21 protein-coding genes are annotated in these 21,880 nt (G+C 51.0%); 8 read left to right on the top strand and 13 right to left on the bottom strand.

The window, feature by feature from the left end; translation table 11 throughout:
- Positions 1-52: 52 nt before the first annotated feature.
- From V7676_RS06695 to V7676_RS06685, 3 genes are all read right to left on the bottom strand, one after another.
- Complete coding sequence (locus tag V7676_RS06695; protein WP_335658856.1) at positions 53-517, bottom strand: Dps family protein; 465 nt, start codon at positions 515-517, stop codon at positions 53-55.
- A gap of 130 nt (positions 518-647) precedes the next feature.
- Positions 648-1,214: a TMEM165/GDT1 family protein gene (locus V7676_RS06690; protein WP_335658855.1), complete on the bottom strand. Its 567-nt coding sequence runs from the start codon at positions 1,212-1,214 to the stop codon at positions 648-650.
- A gap of 11 nt (positions 1,215-1,225) precedes the next feature.
- Positions 1,226-1,561 carry a hypothetical protein gene (locus tag V7676_RS06685; RefSeq protein ID WP_335658854.1) on the bottom strand — a complete coding sequence of 112 codons (336 nt, stop codon included), beginning with the start codon at positions 1,559-1,561 and terminating at the stop codon, positions 1,226-1,228.
- 206 nt (positions 1,562-1,767) lie between these two features.
- On the opposite strand from V7676_RS06685, the gene rpmG reads away from it, so the two are divergent.
- On the top strand, positions 1,768-1,935 hold the full coding sequence (gene rpmG / locus V7676_RS06680) for a 50S ribosomal protein L33 (RefSeq protein WP_066741431.1): 168 nt from the start codon (positions 1,768-1,770) through the stop codon (positions 1,933-1,935).
- A gap of 38 nt (positions 1,936-1,973) precedes the next feature.
- On the opposite strand, the gene V7676_RS06675 is transcribed toward rpmG, so the two are convergent.
- On the bottom strand, positions 1,974-2,342 hold the full coding sequence (locus V7676_RS06675; protein WP_335658853.1) for a response regulator: 369 nt from the start codon (positions 2,340-2,342) through the stop codon (positions 1,974-1,976).
- 53 nt (positions 2,343-2,395) lie between these two features.
- Between V7676_RS06675 and V7676_RS06670 the strand changes: the two genes are divergently transcribed.
- Genes V7676_RS06670 through V7676_RS06650 form a run of 5 tightly spaced genes read left to right on the top strand, consistent with a single transcriptional unit; the run spans position 2,396 to position 5,767 of the window.
- Positions 2,396-2,683, top strand: coding sequence for a DUF3572 domain-containing protein (locus V7676_RS06670; RefSeq protein ID WP_335658852.1), 288 nt, complete (start codon positions 2,396-2,398; stop codon positions 2,681-2,683).
- Positions 2,680-3,354, top strand: a complete 675-nt coding sequence (locus V7676_RS06665) for an HAD family hydrolase (protein ID WP_335658851.1) — start codon at positions 2,680-2,682, stop codon at positions 3,352-3,354. The genes V7676_RS06670 and V7676_RS06665 overlap by 4 nt, the downstream gene beginning before the upstream one ends.
- A gap of 13 nt (positions 3,355-3,367) precedes the next feature.
- Positions 3,368-3,835, top strand: a complete 468-nt coding sequence (locus V7676_RS06660; protein ID WP_335658850.1) for a RidA family protein — start codon at positions 3,368-3,370, stop codon at positions 3,833-3,835.
- Entirely contained in the window at positions 3,807-4,586 is a 780-nt protein-coding gene (locus V7676_RS06655; RefSeq protein WP_335658849.1) for a glycerophosphodiester phosphodiesterase family protein, read from the top strand. The genes V7676_RS06660 and V7676_RS06655 overlap by 29 nt, the downstream gene beginning before the upstream one ends.
- A 14-nt stretch (positions 4,587-4,600) precedes the next feature.
- On the top strand, positions 4,601-5,767 hold the full coding sequence (locus tag V7676_RS06650) for a GNAT family N-acetyltransferase (RefSeq protein WP_335658848.1): 1,167 nt from the start codon (positions 4,601-4,603) through the stop codon (positions 5,765-5,767).
- 4 nt (positions 5,768-5,771) lie between these two features.
- On the opposite strand, the gene V7676_RS06645 is transcribed toward V7676_RS06650, so the two are convergent.
- The 4 genes from V7676_RS06645 to V7676_RS06630 form a co-directional block, all read right to left on the bottom strand.
- On the bottom strand, positions 5,772-6,068 hold the full coding sequence (locus tag V7676_RS06645) for a hypothetical protein (RefSeq protein ID WP_335658847.1): 297 nt from the start codon (positions 6,066-6,068) through the stop codon (positions 5,772-5,774).
- 173 nt (positions 6,069-6,241) lie between these two features.
- Positions 6,242-7,081 carry a pantoate--beta-alanine ligase gene (gene panC, locus V7676_RS06640; protein WP_335658846.1) on the bottom strand — a complete coding sequence of 280 codons (840 nt, stop codon included), beginning with the start codon at positions 7,079-7,081 and terminating at the stop codon, positions 6,242-6,244.
- Positions 7,082-7,144: 63 nt separating this feature from the next.
- Entirely contained in the window at positions 7,145-11,335 is a 4,191-nt protein-coding gene (locus V7676_RS06635) for a translocation/assembly module TamB domain-containing protein (RefSeq protein WP_335658845.1), read from the bottom strand.
- Positions 11,335-13,491, bottom strand: a complete 2,157-nt coding sequence (locus V7676_RS06630; protein WP_335658844.1) for an autotransporter assembly complex protein TamA — start codon at positions 13,489-13,491, stop codon at positions 11,335-11,337. Before V7676_RS06630 ends, V7676_RS06635 begins: the two co-directional genes overlap by 1 nt.
- 252 nt (positions 13,492-13,743) lie before the next feature.
- Between V7676_RS06630 and V7676_RS06625 the strand changes: the two genes are divergently transcribed.
- Complete coding sequence (locus V7676_RS06625) at positions 13,744-14,310, top strand: hypothetical protein (protein ID WP_335658843.1); 567 nt, start codon at positions 13,744-13,746, stop codon at positions 14,308-14,310.
- 26 nt (positions 14,311-14,336) lie between these two features.
- Here the strand turns inward: V7676_RS06625 and V7676_RS06620 are convergent, their stop codons facing one another.
- From V7676_RS06620 to V7676_RS06600, 5 genes are all read right to left on the bottom strand, one after another.
- Positions 14,337-15,503 (bottom strand): winged helix-turn-helix domain-containing protein, encoded by a 1,167-nt coding sequence (locus tag V7676_RS06620; RefSeq protein ID WP_335658842.1) that lies wholly within the window; start codon positions 15,501-15,503, stop codon positions 14,337-14,339.
- 7 nt (positions 15,504-15,510) lie between these two features.
- Positions 15,511-16,434: a DMT family transporter gene (locus tag V7676_RS06615; RefSeq protein WP_442955399.1), complete on the bottom strand. Its 924-nt coding sequence runs from the start codon at positions 16,432-16,434 to the stop codon at positions 15,511-15,513.
- A 55-nt stretch (positions 16,435-16,489) separates the two neighbouring features.
- The gene (locus V7676_RS06610; protein WP_335658841.1) at positions 16,490-16,933 is read right to left on the bottom strand and encodes an acyl-CoA thioesterase; all 444 of its coding nucleotides are present in this window, start codon (positions 16,931-16,933) and stop codon (positions 16,490-16,492) included.
- Entirely contained in the window at positions 16,923-18,083 is a 1,161-nt protein-coding gene (locus tag V7676_RS06605) for an iron-containing alcohol dehydrogenase (RefSeq protein WP_335658840.1), read from the bottom strand. The genes V7676_RS06610 and V7676_RS06605 overlap by 11 nt, the downstream gene beginning before the upstream one ends.
- A gap of 124 nt (positions 18,084-18,207) precedes the next feature.
- Positions 18,208-20,802, bottom strand: a complete 2,595-nt coding sequence (locus V7676_RS06600; RefSeq protein ID WP_335658839.1) for a TonB-dependent receptor — start codon at positions 20,800-20,802, stop codon at positions 18,208-18,210.
- Positions 20,803-21,189: 387 nt separating this feature from the next.
- Here V7676_RS06600 and gpmA point away from each other — a divergent pair, with 387 nt between their 5' ends.
- Positions 21,190-21,876 carry a 2,3-diphosphoglycerate-dependent phosphoglycerate mutase gene (gene gpmA, locus V7676_RS06595; RefSeq protein ID WP_335658838.1) on the top strand — a complete coding sequence of 229 codons (687 nt, stop codon included), beginning with the start codon at positions 21,190-21,192 and terminating at the stop codon, positions 21,874-21,876.
- The last annotated feature ends 4 nt before the right edge of the window (positions 21,877-21,880 follow it).

The raw sequence follows: 21,880 nt of genomic DNA, 5'->3' as shown, positions 1-21,880 counted from the left end.
AAAGGCCGACGGAAGATATTTCAGCCGGCCTCGATTGTTCAGCGATGCGAAATCAGGCGCTCTCAGTGCTTTCCAGCAGGAACCATGCCCTCTCTTCTGCTTGGTCGGTCCAATCATCCAACATACCGTCGGTCGCATTATCTCCCGCTTCACCGGCCAACTCTTTGGCCGCGCGCAAATTTGCCACCAGCGCCAGATTATCTTTTCGTAACTCTTTCAGCATGTCCTGAGCGGATACGCTGGCTGCGTCATTATCTGCAATAGTCTGGCGTTTTGAAATATCGCCAATAGACGTCAAAGTCCCTTGCCCGTTTTTGCGCACACGCTCCGCGATTGCATCAGTCGTAAGCAATATTTGCGCTGCCTGTTCATCAAACATCAAATGATAGTTGCGGAAATGCGGGCCCGACACGTGCCAGTGGAAATTTTTCGTTTTCAAATAGAGCGCAAAACTGTCCGCCAGCACACCATTTAACGAATCGGCCAGAGCTTTTCGTGCGTTGTCGCCAGTTGTCATGTTTATCTCCATCTTGTTAAGTTGATGAAAAATAAGATAGGGTGCTGAGTCAGATTCGGCCAATGCAAAACATCAATGTTAGTGACCTATTTTCTCGATGTTTACTTAGCAATAAAATCGATTTTATATCTTAGAAGATACCCCACGCACTCAATGCCAATATCGTGCCAATGATTAAGAATAAAACGCCCCCTGTGTAGCGGAGGGCCTTCATCGGTAGCATCTGCACCAGCTTTTCTTGAAAGATTACAGCCGGGATACAAGCCAGCATGATGCCAATCCAGCCGCCACTCGCCGCAAAAGCCCACGCGTCTGTCCGCGCAGACGTTGCCGCCAATATAAACTGCCCCTTATCTCCAAATTGCAGGATGAAAATTCCAAGAAATGACGTCCAAAACGGTCCTAACGTCCATTTTTCTAGTAAATCAACCGACCGACGCCACGCGACCATACCAACGCCGGCGAACAGCAAGGACAAAGCATAAAATAGCTGTAACGGATCCTCGCTAATCCATTGATTCACCATGGATCCGCCAATTGCCGAAATCAGGCAGTTCAGTAAGGTCGCTAGCCCTAAGCCCCAGATAATCGGCGCGGCGCGGCCATAGCGAATGACAAGTACTGCACATAATATCTGTGGTCGGTCGCCGATTTCCGCTATTAGTAGAGCAAATAACGAGGTGAGGAATGCATCCACGAGATCGCCCGTTAAGGCTGACCGCCCAGCCGCAATGCTACACTGGCCATTAGCGATTCGGCCATAGCGCTATCAATCGGTCCGCATTGCAAAGCATCTCGCATCGCCCCAAGATATGATTCTGCCACAACCACACCGCTCCCGCTTTGCAGCGCCTGCTGAAGGGCGGATTCAAACGCACAACTGAGGTCATGTACGGCTGACAAATGATGCTGGGCGGCCTTTTGACGGATTTGATCCAGATGCATCAAAAATTGCACTGGATGCTTTTCAATCAAGGAGGATGGTATGCCCTCCAGCAAAGCCAGCATTTCTGCTAAAATAAATAGATTCCGATCATGATCCATACAGATTGCCTCATTAACCAGCACATCATGCAAAAATATGGTTAAATCCTAGTAAACGAGAGCCAAATCGTTTCAAAAATGGAGCAGAACCGCTTTTTCTTGACAATCACCGCCAGCTTTAGCATTAGCGCGCTCAATTACAGCAGATTGCACCGGACCTTTCGGCCAAGCTGCTTTTTCAGAAAATTGCTTTTAAGGAATGCGCTATGGCGAAACCAGCCAATGTAAAAATCAAACTCGTCAGCACCGCGGATACCGGCTTTTTCTACGTAACCCGTAAAAATCCGCGCAATCTCACCGAAAAAATGGTGCAGCGTAAATATGATCCTGTCGTGCGCAAGCATGTCGAGTTCAAAGAAGCGAAAATTAAGTAAACCGCTTTTTGCCGAAAATCTAAAGAAGCGACGAGCGATTAGCGGTGCAGTACGCTCTGTACCGATTCGATAAATTTCGCCATCGATATCGGCTTTGAAACATAGGCTTCTGCGCCTGCGCTTAAAATCCGGTCTTCATCACCCTTACCTGCATAGGCTGTCACCGCCATGATCGGGATGGTTTTAAGCTGAACGTCCTTTTTAATCTGCTCGATAAGCTCCAGCCCACTAATATGGGGCAGCTGGATATCCATGATAACGAGATTGGGTACGAAACTACGTGCTTTATCGAGCACTTCTCGTCCATCTTTCACTGGTTCCACAACAAATCCATGCGCGCGCAACAAATCACAGAACAGTTTCAGGTTCAGCTCATTATCCTCAACCACTAAAACTCTTTTTGCCACCGTGCGACTTGCCCCTTCCAAACGCCTTGTGAACCCTTTAGGCGAAAGCCCAAATGGAAACAAACAGCAATATCTCAGCAGAAATCGAAATATTGGCCCTTCAGGCTCTCGGCTGGGTCTTGCAGGACGAAGATCGTGCCCAGCGCTTGCTGGCATTGACCGGACTAGACCCCGCCGATTTACGCTCTGGCCTCGAAGATCCGGCCGTTTTATCCTCGCTATTAGGTTTCCTTGCGAATCATGAGCCAGATCTGGTCGCTTGCGCTGAAGCGATCGGCGTTCCACCCGAAAAACTGGCCGCCGCTGCCCATTATCTGAATAATCCGGGAGATTTCACATGAATCAGAAGCCACTTCTGATCAGCGATTGCGATGAAGTTTTGCTGCATATGGTTGTGCCGTTCCGCGAATGGTTGGATAGTGAAAAGCATATTCATTTTGACCTAGAATCCGGCGATTTTGTCGATGCGCTGCGGCACAAGCATGATGGCACTTTGGTCCCGCGCGAAGATATCTGGGTAATGCTCAAAGATTTTTTTGACACGGAAATGCACCGGCAAGGCGCAATTGATAACGCGGTAGAGGCGATAAACAAGCTAGCAGAAATAGCAGATGTCGTGATTCTCACCAATTTGTTAGACGATCGCCGTAAGGCGCGGGCAGAACAATTGCGGGCCGTCGGCATTGATTTTCCGGTCTATTGCAATCAAGGCGGCAAAGGTGAGCGCTTGGCTAAAATTGTTGCCGATCACAACCCCAGCGTAACCGTTTTCGTCGATGATCTGGGACACCAACATGGCAGCGTTGCCAAACATACCCCGGATGTCTGGCGGCTCCATATGGTTGGAGAGCCCCTTTTGGCCCAGCATATTAAACCCACTCCGGCAGCTCATGACAGAATAGACCTTTGGTCCGATGCGCTTGTGTGGATCACTGACAAGTTTATATCTGGAAAGCCCGCTCCGGCAATAGATTCGTTATCAGAAAAACTTGACCGGTTCACCAAGACATGATTGATTCAAAACTATGACAGATAATATCGAAAAAGCGTTGAACGCCAAAGGCATAGAACTGCCCAAAGCCGCAGCGCCAGTCGCGTCCTATGTTCCGGCGGTCGAGATTAACGGACTTCTCCATATTAGCGGCCAAGTATCAATGGCTGACGGGAAGCTTATTGCTGGCCGGCTCGGTGATAACATGACCCTTGAAGAGGGGCAGCAAGCGGCCAAAGCCTGTGCCCTGATGATTGCGGCCCAGATAAAACAGGCCGCGGGTTCGCTCGACCGGGTAGACCGGATCGTCAAATTGGGTGTTTTCGTCAATAGCACCCCCGATTATACCGATCATCCCAAAGTGGCCAATGGCTGCTCGGACATGATGGAAGTGATTTTCGGTGCGGCAGGAAAACATGCCCGTAGTGCTGTGGGCGTTGCAGCGCTTCCGCTTGGCGTCGCGGTAGAGGTAGATGCTATTGTCGCTATCAAGCCAGCTTGATTCGCTGCTAGCACCGGCTCCTGAGCCGGCGCGGGTCGCCTTTCTGAAAGGCCAACCTTATGCCCATCGCGGACTGCACGGTGCTTCAGAAAACGGAACGGTATTGGAAAATAGTCCCGCCGCTTTTGAAGCGGCGATAAAACTGGGCCATGGCATTGAATGCGATGTTCAGGCAGCCGAAGACGGCACCGCCTTTGTTTTCCACGATTTTGAGCTTGATCGGTTAACGACACAGCAGGGTAATATCGCCCATTTGCGCGCCAGCGATATTGACCAGATAGACCTTAAAGACGGGAATGGCAAAATTCCAAGGCTGCGCGCGACATTGGCCCAAGTCGCTGGACAAGTGCCGATATTAATCGAGGTTAAATCCCATAATATGCGCGTTGGACCACTATGCCTGTCAGTACGCCGGGCGTTAGAGGGCTATACCGGCAAAGCGGCTGTCATGTCTTTTAATCCCTTGGTCGGCGCCTGGTTCCGCAAAAACGCGAACCATATTGTGCGCGGATTAGTGGTAACCGAAGAAGGCAGCAAAAATCTTAGAGGACGGCTCGCACGGCATCGGAACTTATGGGCGGCAAAGCCTGATTTTCTGGCTTATGATATTCGTGATTTTCCATCCAAATTTGCTGCCTCAAACCGGGCAAGGGGCTTGCCAATAGTCACATGGACCGTCCGCACCGCCGCGCAAGAAAAAATAGCAGCGGTTCATGCTGACGAACCGGTTTATGAGATGCCTCAGTCCTGATAGGATCACGACACATGTCTCAGCCCCCGCCACCACCAGCAGACAGTCTGACGGGCATTATCGCCCGGGTAGCGGATGATATTGCCAGCTTATCGCCTACCCAATGGGATGCTTGTGCCGGGTCGGCCAACCCGTTTGTCTCACATGCTTTCCTATCTGCGATGGAGGAATCTGGGAGTGTCGGGCCGGGTACGGGATGGAAATCTCTCCCGATCATTATCGAAGATGAAGACGGCCAAATTGCCGCTTGCCTACCCAGTTATCTCAAATCCCACAGCCAGGGCGAGTATATTTTTGACCAACAATGGGCCCATGCTTTTGAAAGTGCGGGTGGCCAATATTATCCGAAAATCCAGATTGCCGCACCATTCTCACCAGTACCGGGTCCGCGGCTGTTACTGCAGGATGAAACATTTGCGGTACCGATATTACGCGCTGCCGAACAGCTCGCGGCCAATAATGGCATCTCTTCAGTACATGCTACTTTTGTGGAGGAAAATCAGCTCCATCACTTCCGAGACGCCGGGTGGATGATCCGTTCAGACAGCCAGTTTCACTGGCGAAATGATAATTATGCCGATTTCGACGACTTTCTGGCCGCGCTTTCATCCCGTAAACGGAAAGCCATAAAGCGTGAACGCAAAAAGGCGCAAGAAGCAGTGGAAATCATCCATGTCTCCGGCGATCAGATCACTGCTGAGCATTGGGACTATTTTTGGGAATTTTATCAGGACACGGGTGCCCGCAAATGGGGCACTCCCTATTTGACCCGCGCAGCATTTAATCTGCTGCACGAGAAAATGGGCGAAAAACTATTACTGATTTTAGCGTTGGACGATGACATACCGATTGCGGGCGCGCTCAACATTATCGGGGAAGACACTCTCTACGGCCGTTATTGGGGCTGTACCCGCGATGTGCCATTTCTGCATTTCGAGATTTGTTATTATCAGGCGATTGATGCGGCCATCACGCGCGGACTGAAATATGTGGAAGCGGGTGCGCAGGGGAGCCATAAGCTAGCGCGTGGCTATCAACCCGTGCCGACATGGTCGGCGCATTATATTGTCGATCCAGGATTTCGAACGGCCATAGCCGACTATCTGGATCGGGAGCGGCGAGCAGTTGCCGCTGATATCGAATTTCTTGCCGAAATGGGTCCGTTTAAGAAATCCTGTTAGTTTTTTAAGCGGCGCGGCGTGCGGTTGCCTGCAGCCAGCTGCGCGCTTCGCGCTGCGCTTCGGCAATTTCTCGAGCAGTCATTTCCAGTGAAATTTCGGCGCGACAAGTTTTGCTCTCATCATGACCGGATAGTGATGCCAGATTAAACCATTTATGTGCTTCGATTAGATCAACATCAATACCGTCTGAACCGGTCGAGTAAATTACGCCCAAGTCAAAATAAGCATTACTACTACCGTTTGCTGCTTCTGCAAGTCGGCTTTCAATCAAGAAAGCTGCGCTTTTCATGCTGTTGCCCATAGTCTTCAAGTCCCTGTTTTGTTGTACCAAATTTGGCGACAATCGGACTTTCGCAGAAATTTAATAAAAAAATGGTTAACAAGTCCGACGGAAACTGGACAAATGATCCTTCAAAACGTCGAAAAACCGATATTTTACATAATTTTTCAAGGTTAATGAAACCCGCGCGGTCCCTAAGCTACAGCGATATTATCGATCAATCTGGTGCTACCAATATGGGCTGCGGCCAATAATCGCGCCGGATTGGCAAAAACCGTCATATTTTCCAGCGTATCGGCATTCCTCAGTTCCAAATAATCAACTTTATGAAAACCCGATACCAGCAATTTTGCCTTTGCGGCGTCAAGAATGGCAGCGATATCACCGCCATTGCCGATTGCGCCAGCCGCCGCCTGCATGGTTTCAGGCAATGCAACTGCCTGCCCACGCTGCTGCGGCGTCAAATAAGCGTTGCGAGAGGATAGCGCCAAGCCATCCGTATCTCGCACAGTCGGAACACCAATAATATCATGCGTAAAATCAAGGTCCCGGGCCATCCGCCGGATCACCGCCAGTTGCTGATAATCTTTCTCACCAAAAAAAGCGGCCTCGGGCCGTACCTGATTGAACAATTTTGCAACTACCGTTGCCACACCGTCAAAATGTCCGGGCCGTGATCCACCGCATAGCCCTGCGCTGACCCCGCTCACACTCACATTAGTGGCAAAACCTTCAGGATAGATCTGATCAACTGTCGGTGCCCAGAGCAGGTCTACTCCGGCGGCTTCCAAAAGCGCCGCATCTTCGGCTTCCTTGCGAGGATAAGCATCAAGATCTTCGCCTGCGCCAAATTGTGTCGGATTAACAAAGATCGACACTATAACAGCATCGCAGCGTGACATTGCGGTCTCCACCAAATGCATATGGCCTGCGTGCAAGGCACCCATGGTCGGAACCAATCCTAGGATATTCTTTGTTTGCCGTACATTTTTCAGGGCGTCGCGAAGCGGCCCGAACTCTCTTATAATTTGCATGCAACCTCATATAATCAATAAATTTGCGCAGTCATGCAATGACCGCACACTTCACAACTTTACTCAATAGTCTTTAGAAACCCGTACGTTCGCACTCTGCCGACCGATCGTGGATATGCTCGACAATATTGATAGCCAACGGGTTATCTGGAATTCCAGCGTTGTTGCGCTATAACCTTTGCCATCCGTGATCAATTCGACATAAGCGCGACGGGTAATGTATTTTCCGGCAGCAATGGACGTGCCCTGACCGCTATCTATGTCGGACGGCAAGATACGTAAACGGTCGAGCCCAACAGCTTTCCTAAGCTGATTGATCGGATCAAGTCCGCCTCCACTATTGAGCGATGCGACGGCGGCAGCCAGCTGCACAGCCTCTGGCGCAGAAAGGTCAGAAATGGATGCGCCAAATAATATGCGGGACAATAGCTCATCCTGAGGCAGTGCTGGAACACTATTAAACGCAATTTCAGGGCTATTGCCGGAGCCCGTCACATTGATTGTGGCATTAAGTCCGGTCAAAGCTGCTTCTGCTTCAATATCCAGCACCGGATTTGGTGGCCGATTCCCAGTGAAACGAATATTCCCACGTTGAAGCTGAAAACGGCGCCCTGCAAAAGTATAATTTCCGCGAATGAGGTCCGCACTGCCGATCATCGCGAAATTATCAACCGGGCCAGTCACCTTGAAATTCGCGCGCCATTCGCTGTCTAGGCCAAGCCCCTCGACTTGCAAGCGATTGGGGGCATCAGCATTGAGCGCAAAACGCCATGGACGGTCGCGCACGGCGCGGGGACGTTCATCAGCCCGGCGGTTTATCTCACGCACTTTAATCTGCGGCAGCGCGACCGTTTCGCTTGCATTACCAAATTGAAAAAAGCTGCGGTTCAGCGTCACGTCGCCGGATATCAGGCCTCCATCTACAGAACTGCGAATCTGGATCGGCCCCGTCACAGTCGCAGAAAAATCATCGCGGGCAATAAGCCGGGCATTTTGGGCAGTGAGATCAAGTATGATACCAATACCTTCTCCAGGACCGACCGCGAAATTGAAATTGCCGCTGCCGCTTATTGATCCACCACCCCGCGTAGTGCCGGTAATATTGGGCATCACGAGCCGCGAACCATCAAACCGGCCTTGTGCTTTAATATCAGAGATGACCGTGCCGGTTAGTCCACTTTCTAACCGTGCGTTGCTGGTGCGCAACAGTCCGCTGATCTGCGGATTCGCGAGTGTTCCGCTAACATCAGCGCTCACCGCGAGCGGGCCGGTCAAATCGAAAGTCTCAACCCCGGTGAGCCGCCACAGGGCATCAGCCGCGCCGTTAAACCGCGCCTGAGCGAATAGTGGACTGCGAAGCAATTCATCTTTCCAGTTGCCGCCGCCTAAACCGGTGATCCGACCCTGAAAACGACCGATCGTCTTCGCTTGCGACTTTATAATTCCGCGCGCGGCGGCATTGCGGTTCGAGATGGCGATATTTAAACCCACGTCAACCGGTACGGATGTCAGTATCAGTCCAGAGCGTGTAAGCCCCTTAATGTTCAGCTTTGCTTCACCGACTGGCATTTGCGACCGCGTCTGGGTCAATTTAACGGTACCGTTAACCTGTCCGCCCAAACCAAGGTCATTGGCCACGATGTCCACTAACGCCAGTGGAATTTTCGATAACGTCAGATCAAGTCGTGATGTTCCGCTCGCCCATTGGCCGGAAAAACGGGCTGAGCCGCTGCCATAGCTCAACGTCGTCGAAGATGCAGCCCAGCCGCCATCGACCCGGCGCAGCTCTAAGGGGCGTGCCAGTTGCAGCCTACGGCCTTCGAACAGGCCGCTGCCGGTCATCATATAGCGATCAGGCGTTATTTCGGCTTTCGCCTGAAAATTAAACGTACTGCCGCGCGTCCCTGCGACAGAAAAGGTGGCGGTGCCCGTACCATTGGTCAGCTTGGCATTACCAGCGATCCGGCCAATCATGAGCTTCCCTCTGCTAATCCCTTGCGCACGTAAAGTTGCGGTTACATCGGACCGGCCTTCGATCAGAACGATATCCGCTTCCAAAACACCGATCCGAATAAGTATCGGCTGCGGGCCTTCAAAGCGCGCATTTTCAGCCTTCAGATTCGTGCGGATAAGCTGTCGGTTTGCGCTGGGCACGAACAAAACATTGCCGTTTACTCCGCCGCCGCTAATCACCAAATTACCAGCAAGGCCATCGCTAGTCGGGGTGATTGTCCCTGTAGCCAAAGTGTCAGATACCAAAAGCCGGTCAATCCGCACCCGTGCTTCTTGCCCTGCCACCGTGATAATTACACCATCGCCGCTAAACGGCCCCAAGGTCGAACCGCCTTTCGCCGTAAAGTTAAACCCGTTTGTGGCCGGGTCAAGATCCAGTTGCACCGCAGTCACGCCAGCCGCAGGTAGTGGACTTTCAAGCAAAATTGCGATTTTTGGCCGGGCGAGCGGCCCATCAAGCGCCAAATTAAACCGGCCATATCGGTCATGCTGTCCGCGTCCTTTAAATTGAAATATGGTCGCAGTTTGCTGCACACCATCGCCCGAAAGACTGAGCTTTGGTGCCTGAATATTCAAATTAGGGAAGCGCAACTTCTTGTCATCACCCAGTAAAATTCCGGTCTTCACTACCGGTAATCCGCCGCCTAATTCGCGAAGGAATCCATTATCAAATCGCCGCGATCTGGCCACAACATCGCCAGTCAACTTTATCCCTCCTGCACCCGGAGCCAATTCAAGCGTGGCGGTTATGTCTGCCAGGCCAACGCCTTGCACCGCAAATCCTGCGGCCTGCGCATCTATATCGATCTGATATACGCCGGTTGCCAATTGTACTTTAATATCCGCAGTTGCCCTGACCGTGTTCGTTGTAATAACGGCATTCTCTCCGGCAATTCTGCCGTCTTCCAAGCGCAAAAAAGCTTTTCCCTTGAAGCCGGACAAAAGTTGTTTGAGCAAATCGCCTTTACCAATTAGCGAACTAACTGCCAAATCTACCGGAATATCAAATCCCTTTGAATCGCGCTGTCCTTCTCCCGACGCTTTGACATTGCTGAGCAAAGTTTTGTCAAAAGCCAATTGCGGCGCGGTCAGCAAATATTGATAACGCAGCTCGGCAAATTTGCCATTGAGCAGCGCTTTTAGTTCCAGATCCTGCGCTTTCATATTAGCGACCAATGCTCCGGGATTGCGCATATCAAGTTCGACACGTAGCGCATCCAGTGCATTGCGGGCAAGATCGATACCGCCTTTCACGGTTAAAATCGCAGCATTAGATCGCGCCGCCAAGTCAATCGCAACGAGCCGGTTTTCTATAGAAGCATTTCCATTTACGGCGAGATTAGGCGCGGTCAGCTTTTGTCCAATTCCCCGCGGCATTAACGCCGGTGATATGCTGCCATCAAATCCGAACAGCCCCTTACGCGCATCCAATTTGATTTGGGCAAGTTGCTCGTCGTCACTTTTCACCGAAAGCTCGCCAATCCATTTGGCCCAATCCCCCTTACCGGAAATTGTCATATTATAATCTTGCTTAACCCCCAGATAAGCAGATATCGCTCCACCGGCCGGTGCCGTGATATCTGCATTCAGGTCGAGTTTTCCTCGCTCTGGTTCAGCGTTCAGCATCACGTTGATCTTGTCGCCGCTCCGGGTCGTCGCAGCATCCAGCACGACCATGGCGCGCCCGGACCGGATATCAATGGCGCCAGACAAATCAGCGCGCTGTTCTTCGCCTGTAATGACTTTGCCCAAGGCCAGATTATCGGCTCGAAATGCGCCCAGATAAATATCAAAGTCGGGCAGCAACGGCTTATCTTCTTGCGTATCTATCAGTTTAGGCAAACGGTCCAAACGCGCCTTAGCAACCACCGCATTTGAAATATTCAGTTCGTTAAAAATCCACGCCAGCGGATTCCAATCAATCGCGACGCTCCCCGCTTGAAAAAAGACACCTGTGGGATCCGCGATCTCGAGATCTACAATCTCCATCTCGTTATATATCGATCCATTAATCCCACCGATACCGATACGCAGGCCATCGTCGCGCTCTAGCCCCTCAACCTTATCGATTAGGAATACATGTCCGCTATCACTATCCAGCCAATAAGCTGCTGCGGCTAGCGCAGTAACGACAACCAACAAGACCACAGCCAATAAAACCATGATCGCGCGCGGGATCAGGCGGCGGTGCTTGACCTCCACCAATTCCGGTATGTCTGGTACAGGCTGTTCTTCTACCATCAAAATGCCTGACCAAGCGATACATAGACGGCAATCGGGGAATCGCCCGGCTGCGGATTAATCGGCGTACCAACATCAACACGAATAGGGCCAAAATCGCTATAATAGCGCATGCCCAAACCGGTGCCGAAACGCAGGCCGGTAAAATCCGGTAGTGAATTCACGTAAACATTACCGGCGTCAATAAACGGCACCACGCCGAAATTGCCCCCGAACGCATCTAGCCGGACCCGCGCTTCAAGTGAAAATTCAACCAGCGAACGGCCGCCTGCAGGATCATTATTCACGTCGCGCGGACCAATACGCTGAAAGCCGAACCCGCGAACAGAACCGCCGCCGCCGGAATAGAGACGCCGTGATGGCGCAATCCGGTTACTACCGGCGCCGACGATGGATCCAAACCGTGCCCGTCCCGCTATGACAATTTTATCGGACACGGGATAATAGGCGCTGCCATCAAGCTGACTGCGCGCGTAATAGAAGCTGCCGGACTGTAGCGATGCCTCGGGCGATAGTCTTGCACTGAGGCGAAACCCGGTAGTCGGGTCCAACAGATTATCACTTCCATCATAAGCCAATGTCACGGGCAATGCTCCGATGAAGAAGATATCCCTCGAGGTTGTCTGGTTATTGCCGTTAATATCCAGTTCCTGCGATGCGAGCAGTTCAATCCCGGCTGACCAGTTCCATTTCTTCTGGAAAATGAGATTACTTTGCCGCGCCAGACTAGCGGAGACAGCAAATGTTCGTGCTTCATATGCCGAATTAGTAATGTTGCTGAGCGCCACTTGACCGTTCAGCACATTATCCCGCCGCCGATAATTGTTGCGCCGGAAAGTTACGCTACCCGATTGTTCCTGTGTTGCCAAAACCCCTGTCAGCCTGATCAACCCCTCTGGTGGGAAGAAGTTACGATGTTCCCAGCTGACCGCGGAACGCAATCCCTCCCCCGTCCCATAGCCAAGCTCACCGGATATTGTTCGCAACGGTGCAGGCGTGATATTAGCAGCAAGGTTTACGACACCCGGCTCATCCCCAGACGCAATCGGCTTCAGAGTCACGGTAGATATCAGTCCGGTCGCGATCAGGGCTCGACGAAGATCTTCAACGTCGGACTGCTTATAAAGGTCACCTTCATCAAAGCGCGCTATCAATGCGGTGTGGTCAGGCCCGAAAAGCTCGGTATTTTGCATCAGTATCGAACCAAAGACATATTTGCTGCCGGGCGTAACAACGATGTCCAAATCGCCCGCGCGCTCTGCATGGTCAATGACTAGCTCAGGCTCTCCAGTTTCGGCGAAGGCATAACCAGTTTCCGCCATTTCTTGGTCAAGGTTGGCGCGCGCAACGACAATCGCATCACTGTTGATAATGCCGCCCGATTGTAGTCCAAATGCCTTGCGGAATAATTGGGGATCGTCGCCTTCGGCGCTATCAATGCCATCCAACGTAATTTCATCAAGTTTATATTGCGGACCAGCAGTCACTGCTATTGTAACCGCAACATCGGTGCCCTTCCCGGCTGCAAAGCGGCTACGAACAATCGCATCATAATAGCCTTCAATACGTAATAACCGCTCAACCAGTTCACGGTCCGTTTCCGCACGTCGCTTGATTTGCGCAAAATTGGCTTCTGTCCCCTTATACTCCTTCAGGGCGGATAATGTTTGAAAGCGTTCATTGAACATCGCATCTAAATTATCTGGCAGGCCGGAAAAGCGGATTTCATAGTCCCGTTCCGTTAGCCCGTCGGCCGGTTGATAATTAGCAGAAGCTGGTTGTTCCGGCTCCAAACTGCTATCATTCGGTACCATTTCGAGATCGACTATTTCGTTATCAATGGGAGCAATCTCTCCGTCATCCGAAAGGCGTCGATCCATTTCGAGATCGCGACTGGTTTCCTCAACTTCTTGCTGTGTTTCAGAAATATCGGCAGCTTGCGCATCAAGATTGGGCCAATCCACACCAAAATCAGAGAATTCCGTTAATGGCTTGTCGGGGTCGAGCAGTTCCAAATCTGGCTCATTACCCACATCTTCGCTCTCAATTTCACTATTTTGCGATGCAGCGGGCGGCGAAATAATGAAGGATGAGGCCGCAAGGACTACCCCTACCGGCAACGTGAAATAGCGAATGCGAAACGCGGACAGACCCATGCTGTTTCTTTAACCGCTGGTTCTGCCGGAAGCTAATGAAATAGAGTCGTTTCTGACAGGTGCATTAATTAGCCAGACAGTCTGTCATTATGTATCAAGACATTCCGCACAAACTGTTGGCGCGCAATCCGCATACAGCCCGCACCCATATCGCCTATCTTAATCACTCGTTAACTAAGTTTGCGCATATTTTGTCGGATGATACGGACGGGCCGATCTAACCGGGTTTACAAAAAGTGGGAATGTGAAATTATGTCGAAAATTGGCGCCATATTGATCGAAGCAGTGATCGTGGTTGGCATATTGGCTGCTGGAGTGACTGCGGCACAAGCCGCGCCTGCCGCCCCGCTACAACCAGCTGTTCAGGCGGATGATCCGCAGGCTAATGTGAAAATAGAGAGCAAAGTTCTGGTGGAACGCACCGAACAGGACACGGCTGGTCAAACTGTCGTTAAACTTTACACGCCAAGCGATGTCAAAGTCACTCCCGGCGACAAGCTGATTTTCGTGAATAGCTATCGCAATACGGGCAGCACATCAGTAACCGGTTTCGTCGTTAACAATCCTGTCCATACAGCGGTCACCTTTATAAACGTCAGCGAAGATTGGGCCTTGATTTCCGTCGATGGGGGGCAGAATTTCGGTAAACTAACTGATCTATCCGTTACGGAAGCAGCGGATGAAAACGCAGAATTAAAAAGCACCATTATCACCCGCGCTGCGCAGCCCAGCGACGTCACCCATATCCGTTGGACCTTTGCCAAGGCTATTGCAGCCGGTGCATCTGGTGAGTTGCGCTTTAGCGCCGTTGTTAAATAGAGTTAAGGGTCAACTCGAACCTTACCTTAACTGATCAAGCGTCCGCATTGCCAGTCAACTGTATCCGCCCCAATCAACCAGGCAAGCCGAGCCAGCTCAGCGTCAAGCTTGTCCGTGCGATCACCGTTCCATTTCACATAGGATTCTGGCCAAATCTGGATCACTTTCAGTATTCCCGCCTTTCGGTCTGCCTTCAATTCAATACGGCCGACAAATCGATCTCGCTCCAGCAGTGGATAGACATAATAGCCCCAACGCCGCTGGGCGGCAGGGACAAAAATCTCGATACGGTAGTCAAAACCAAATAGCCGCGCGAGCCGGGTGCGATCCCGCACCGCCGGGTCAAAAGGGCTCAATATTCGTAACCGTGATGTTGGTGCTCCAGCCTCTGCTAACAGCGCCTCGATATCTGGCGCAGCAACCATACTAACCCAGTCACCAGTCATAGTTTCTATTTCAACTGGTACCAAGTAATCTACCGCCTTGCCTGCCCATGATTTAACCTCCGCTGCATCGAGCGCGGCCCAAAACCTCTGAATCTCTCCTAATGTAGCACAACCGAGTCGATCCAGCGCGGCCTTGCACAACCAGTCCATCTGATATTCGTCACTATGTGCGATGTCCCGATAAACGGCCGGAACCACCCGTTCGCTCAAATCGTAATATTTTATGAAATTCTCGCGATGCGACGTTGCGAGTTCCCCGGCATACCATAGCTGATCCAAAACTCGTTTATGCGGTGGGCGGGCCCACATTTCCTTCTTGCCTATAATCTTCGTATCAAACGCATGTGTCGATAACGGCCCTTCCGTGAAAATACGCGCCCTAATCGCCGCAATGCTCGCCGCATCCATGGCTTTATGCCTACCTCCGCGTGCTCCAAGCCGGCGAAACTGGCGCTGCCAAACCGGGTAATATTCCATCGGTAGTATGGATGCGTCATGGGTAAAATGTTCGAACACGGACCGGTCTTTCCTCAGCAGCTTGTTCAGCATCGGTTCCCGATAATTCTGGTTGCGGCTCCACAAAATATGGTGATGGGCGCGGGTAACATTGCGGATCGTGTCGAGCTGGACAAATCCCAAATTTTTTATGGTCTGCAATAGGTCTAGCGGTCCGGTCGGTGTGCGTGACAAGCCTTGCCGATTAAGCCATAATCGGCGCGCATCACGGTTTTTGATTTTCAGAGTCATCGAAACATCAAACCATTGTCGGTTCAACATGCGCGACTTGTCGACCGCGGCGGGTAGCCAATATACAACCGACAACAATCAGCACCGTGCCCAAAATTGTTGGCAAAGTGACGGGTTCCGAAAAGAACACCCACCCAAAAATCGCGGCCCAGATAAAGGTGCTATATTCCAGATTAATCAGAACCTGTGCCTGTGCCCGGGCATAACCCCAGGCCATGAACAACGCCGAGATAATCGAAAGTAAGGCTGCCGCCAAAATTTCCGGTGCATATTGTATTTTGGGAAGTACCGCCCAAAATGGCGCAACCAATAGATAGCTGACACCCATTATGAGATTTTGAAAAAAACTAATTTCTATGGGATCGGCAAGCAAGGCCTGGCTGCGTTGGATAACGAGATTGGCGGCATAAAGCAGCGCTGACAATAGGATCGCACCAAAGCCCAGCAGTTCGTCAGTAGTATAATCACCGCTTATTCTGCCCCAGCCAATAACCACAACTCCCGCTAGTCCAAGGATGGAAGCAAAGATCGCGTTGCGGTGAACAGTCTCCCCTAAGAAAACCACCGCCAGATAAAGGGCTATAATCGGTGCAATGAAAGAAATTGCGATAGCTTCGGCTATCGGCACACGAACCAACGCCCAAAAGAATAAGAAAGCCATGAAAACCGTAATAGCGCCCCGTTGAAGATGGATGATAAGCGTCGGTCTCGCCGGCATTTTGGGGCGACGCGCGAAATAGAGCATAGCGACCAATAACAGTGCCAATAATACCCGCCAAAATATCGCATTATAAGCCCCCATCGCCATGCCGAGACTTTTCATCGTTACGTCCATTAGGCAGAAAAAAGCCAGCCCAGACAGCACTGAACCTATCGGGAGGAATGGGGTGCCTTGCACGGACTTAGTTATTTTCGGGCCGTTAGAAATCATGATAAAATTCCGTGAGCCCTAAACCTGTGGAAGGGCATGTTTCAAATGATTTCGATTAAATCGATATCGACTCCAGCACGTTACGCAACAGGGTGGGCAAAGGTGTAGGCCGTCTGCTCTGCCGGTCGACATAGACATGCGTAAAACTCCCCGCTGCCGATGCGGTTTTTTCCTCGCCCCGAAACAAGCCGACACCATAAGTAACGCTGGTACGGCCTAATTTTTCAACTCTTATACGTACCTCGACGAGATCGGGAAAAGCAATTGGAGCAAAATATTCACATCTTGTCTTCACCACCAAACCAATCACGTCGCTTTTTTTAATATCAAGCGCACCCTGCTCGATCAGATAGCGGTTTACCGCAGAATCAAACCAGAAATAATAGACCGCATTATTGACATGGCCATAAGGATCATTGTCATTCCAACGTGTGGTGATCGCGGAACCAGCACGATAGTCGTTCCATAAAGGCGGCTGCGTCCGGGCATTACCAGGCATTGACGTAAATCCTTTTTGCATCAGCGAGGTTCAACTCTCTTGGATTATTTACCAACAAACGGGTTTGCAACATCGCCGCCTCTGCCAGTTCGTCAACCGCGTCCTCGCCAATACCCAAGTCACGCAGGCGCCGCGGTGCTTTGACTGTCACCGCCAGATTCTCCAGACAATCTATTAATTCTTGCGCCCGAGCTTCGGCGCTATTGGGACCGGTTTTGGGTATATTCAGCGCATCTGCTAGCTCAGCATAATGCACCGCCGCAGCGCTGAGATTAAATCGCATAATATGCGGCATGACCAGCGCATTGGAAAGACCATGAGGAATATGATAAATTCCCCCTAATGGATAGGCGAGAGCGTGGATCGCCGCCACCGGCGAATTTGCAAATGCCTGTCCCGCCAGCATAGACCCGCGCAACATAGCCTCGCGCGCAGCCAAATTACCGCCGTCAAAACAGACCGTTTCGATATGGGCTGTCAGCAATTTCAGCGCTTCAATCGCTAACATGTCGGATGTCGGGTTTTTGGCATTGCGGCCAGTATAGGCCTCTATCGCATGAACCATCGCATCAATACCTGTCGCTGCAGTCACATCGGTAGGAAGGCCGAGAGTTAGTAAAGGATCAAGAATCGCGACATCTGCAAATAAATGCGGGGAAACAATACCCGCCTTCGTCGTTTCACCCGTGGTCAGGATTGAAACTGCTGTTACTTCCGAACCGGTGCCCGATGTTGTTGGAATCAATATGGTCGGTAGGCCTTTACGGGCCAATTGGCCCACGCCGTAAATCTCAGAAAGCGGTTGCGCGCCGTCCACCGCCAGCGCAGCTACAACCTTGGCTGTATCTAAAGAGCTACCGCCGCCAAGGCCGATGATAATATCGACCCTAGCCGCCTTTGCCACTGCAATGGCTTGCTGGATTACCACTTCAGGAGGGTCGGCAACCACTGCGTCGAAAATCCGAGCAGTTATTCCAGCGGCGGCAAGCGCCTCTTCCACCGGAGCGATAAGACCGGCGCTAACAATGCCTTTATCGGTGACAATAAGTGGCCGGTTAGTATTTAACGCAGCAACTTGTTCGGGCAGTATCGAGATACATCCCTCGCCAAAATGGAGGATGGGGACGGTTTGAAAACTATAATTTTTCATAGACTAGTTTTTGCACCGATCCTTTAGCCGCGCAACCAGCATCAATTAAAAGCCCAAAAAAGGGGGCCGGAAATACCGGCCCCCTTTTCAGTGGTGACGAAATGCCCCAAATTTTCTGCTTTGTTTAAAATTTCCCGCGAAGAGTCACACCAAACATACGTGGTTCCTGAATAAAGGCCGACCGTGAACCAGAGCGTAGCACCGTGTTGAAGGTTACGCCCCGCGTAATTTCATTGGTCAGGTTGGTAACCCAGGCTTCAATACCCCATGCGCCATCAATATCACCGATACCGGCACGCATATTGATCTTGATATTACCATCCTGAACATCGAACGGAACCAATGGAGCTGCGTCAACCGCAGCCTGAACACTTCCAGCAGCTGCAATTTGCTGAGCCGAAGGAACTTCCGTGGCTTGCGTTGACGTCCGGCGATCACTTTCCATCCGCAACTGGCCATTGACGAAAAATTTCAGATTTTCTCCAATATTGCGATCATAGGTCGCACCCATGATAGCCACCCATTTCGGAGCGTTAGTCAGCGAATTTCCGCATAGGCTTACCACATTTGCAACATTTGTTTGCGTACCAGCACAATTATTGGGATATCTGGCATCCGTATAGGTCAGGCCGCCATTGAACGTTAGATTATCACTGGGACGCGCTACCATCTCAATTTCTAAACCAGTCGATTTTGCAACGGGAACGTTAAACGTCTGGAACTGCGCACCAGTGAATTCAAGTACCTGAAAGTTAGAGAACTCCTCATGAAATCCAGCAACGTTCAGGGTCACCGCATTATCCAGAAATTTCGCTTTTAAGCCAACTTCATAAGCATCCACTTCTTCAGAAGCAAAGCGTGGATCAGCGCCGCCTGCAGCCGCTGTGGAATCAAGGTTAAAGCCACCCGATTTATAACCATGCGTAAAGCTGCCATAGACGGTGACCGGTGCAGCGAATTCATAGCTCACTTTACCGGTGTAGATTAGCTCTTCGTCATTAAACTTGCTGACGAACGGACGCGGCAACGGGAATGCAATAGCATCCGTACCAATAGCCGGCGCCACAAAAGCAAAGCAACCGAGGCCGAGTACAGTCGGGATAAGAGTTGCGCTTGGTACAATATTTCCTGCCGCAAACTGCCCCAAAGTCGCTGGGCAAACATTGTTGGTGATAGCTGGCTGGGTGAATGACCCATCCTTACTTTCATCCGAATAGCGCAAGCCGACTGTCAACTTAAGACCATCGGCGACTTCCAGTGTGTTATGCGTGAAAATCGACCAGCTTTTACTGCTCTGTGTATAAGCATTGGTCGTACGCACCGTCGCGGGGTCAACACCCGTCAAATTCTGTAGTGGTGTTGCGCCCAAGAATGTTGCACCACCAGCATACAAAGCGTCTGCCGGATTCAGTGTAGCTCCGCCTGAACTTGCAGCCAGCAGAGCGCCCACTAAACGATCATAATCCTGACCCAGACCAAAATTAACGGTCTGATTAATGCTTTCATCGGAATAATAGCCACCAACTAGCCAATCCAGAGCACCATCAAACGCTTCACCCTGAACGCGCAGTTCGTGCGTCATCGTGTCGATGGCGGTGCCACCGCCCGGCAAAACGTTGAAAACGTCCAAACCCGAGAAATCTGAATCATAGGCTTCTTCTGCCCGATATTCGCGGTATGAACCGATATAAATAATGTCGGCATTGTCGCCGAGTGGAAATTCGATTTCGCCGGTCACACCCCATTGATCACTGGACGGATCTGCCCGTTGATCGGATGTTGCGATGCGATTATCCACCGCGCGCTGCGCAGCTACCGTATCAAATGCAGAAATTGCAACGTGCGGAGCCGACATTCCGCCCCGCGCGCCTAAGCCGACGGCGCCGAAAAGGCCCGCCGTTTCCACACCAGATTGCTGAACCTCAATCGCCGCACAGCAGCTGGCATTACTCTTAGAATAGTCGACAATCAAACGGGCCTGAACTCCCCCGTCACTCTCATAAGCCAACTGCCCGCGAACAAGATATTGATCGACATTATTGGAATCGCCCACCTTGTCGCCGTTGCGGTCGATAATATTCACATAGCCATCACGCTTACGATAAGCACCGGTTACGCGCAGTGCCAGCGCGTCTTCAATAATTGGAGCATTGATTGCACCTTGAACACTCATATGGTCAAAATTGCCATAAGTAGCATTCACAAAACCACCAAATTCATTCAGATCCGGGCTTGTATTGGTGATATTCAATGCACCAGCAGACGTATTCCGTCCGAACAAAGTCCCTTGTGGACCGCGTAGAACTTCGACGCGTTCGACGTCGACAAATTCGCCAAGAGCAACACCGGGGCGTGATTGATAGGCACCATCGACGAAAATACCGACGGCAGATTCAAATCCGATGTTATTGGACGTCGTGCCAACACCCCTGATTCGCAAAACGACCGTACCTGATGCGGTTTGAGCATTAGAGGTCGAAAAGCTAGGAGAAACGCTGCCAATATTTTGAACGTTTACAACACCTTGCTGTTCCAACTGAGCCGAACTTACCGCGGTCACTGCTAAAGGAATATCTTGGACATCTTGCGCACGCCGGGTAGCCGTAACGATAATGATGCTGTCATCAATGTCTTCGGTGCCAGTATCTTGCGCAAAAGCAGGTGCTGTCATCGCACTGGTACATAACGCAGCCATAAGGACGCGATTCAAATTCTTCATAACATTCTCTCCCGTTTACTTTTACCGTCGCTTGTCATTTGCCCCTGAAAAACGGGGAAGGGTTATGATCTTTTAACGATGGTTAGGCGCACAGGTTCGGTTAATCGGCCAATTAGATCAAGGAGATATTCACATCAATGTTAATAAAAAGGATAGCCGTTGCAAAAAAGAGACACTTTGGAAGGCTAGATTGGTAGCGGGCTTGATTCATTCGGACTGGTCGGTTCCACTGATGTCGCTGTCGCGGGCAGCTCGACATTTTTCCATTTTGTCCGAGCCAACTGGATAAAAATATAGCTTTCTGTCCCAAATATGAAAAAATAACCCGCTTGGCGTTGAAAGCCTTCGCCGCTAGAGAAGCCACAACAGTAAAAATAAGGACACCACATGCCTCAACTTATCCTTCTCCGTCATGGCCAGTCACAATGGAATCTGGAAAACCGCTTCACGGGTTGGTGGGATGTTGATGTGACCGAAAAAGGCATTGAAGAAGCGCGCGAAGCAGGGCGTCTGATGAAAGCTAAGGGCATTGACGCGGATCTCTGCTTCACCAGCTTGCAAACGCGTGCGATCAAAACGCTCAACCTGGCACTAGAAGAAATGGACCGGTTGTGGTTGCCGGTGGAAAAAAATTACCGGCTGAACGAACGCCACTATGGCGGGCTAACTGGTCTCAATAAACAGGAGACCCGCGAAAAACATGGCGATGATCAAGTGCATATCTGGCGCCGCAGCTTTGATACCCCGCCGCCGCCCATGGCAGCGGACAGCAAATATCAGATGTCGTCCGATCCACGCTATGCTGGCATAGAAGTACCAGCGACAGAGAGTTTGAAAGACACTATTGCCCGCGTTCTACCTTATTGGAAGACCAGAATCGCTCCAGAACTGAAATCGGGCAAACGGGTGTTAATCTCTGCTCATGGCAACAGTCTTCGCGCCCTAGTCAAGCATCTATCGGGTATCTCCAATGATGAAATTACTGGGCTGGAAATTCCGACCGGTCAACCGATCATCTATAATCTTGATGATGATCTCAATGAAGTCGAGCGCTATTATCTGTCAGAGCGATAGTAGA

The sequence above is a fragment of the Parasphingorhabdus sp. genome, from assembly GCF_036963805.1.
Classification (GTDB): Bacteria; Pseudomonadota; Alphaproteobacteria; order Sphingomonadales; family Sphingomonadaceae; genus Parasphingorhabdus.
Note: the sequence above shows the minus strand (reverse complement) of the source record. Positions and strands in the feature narration are given on the sequence as shown.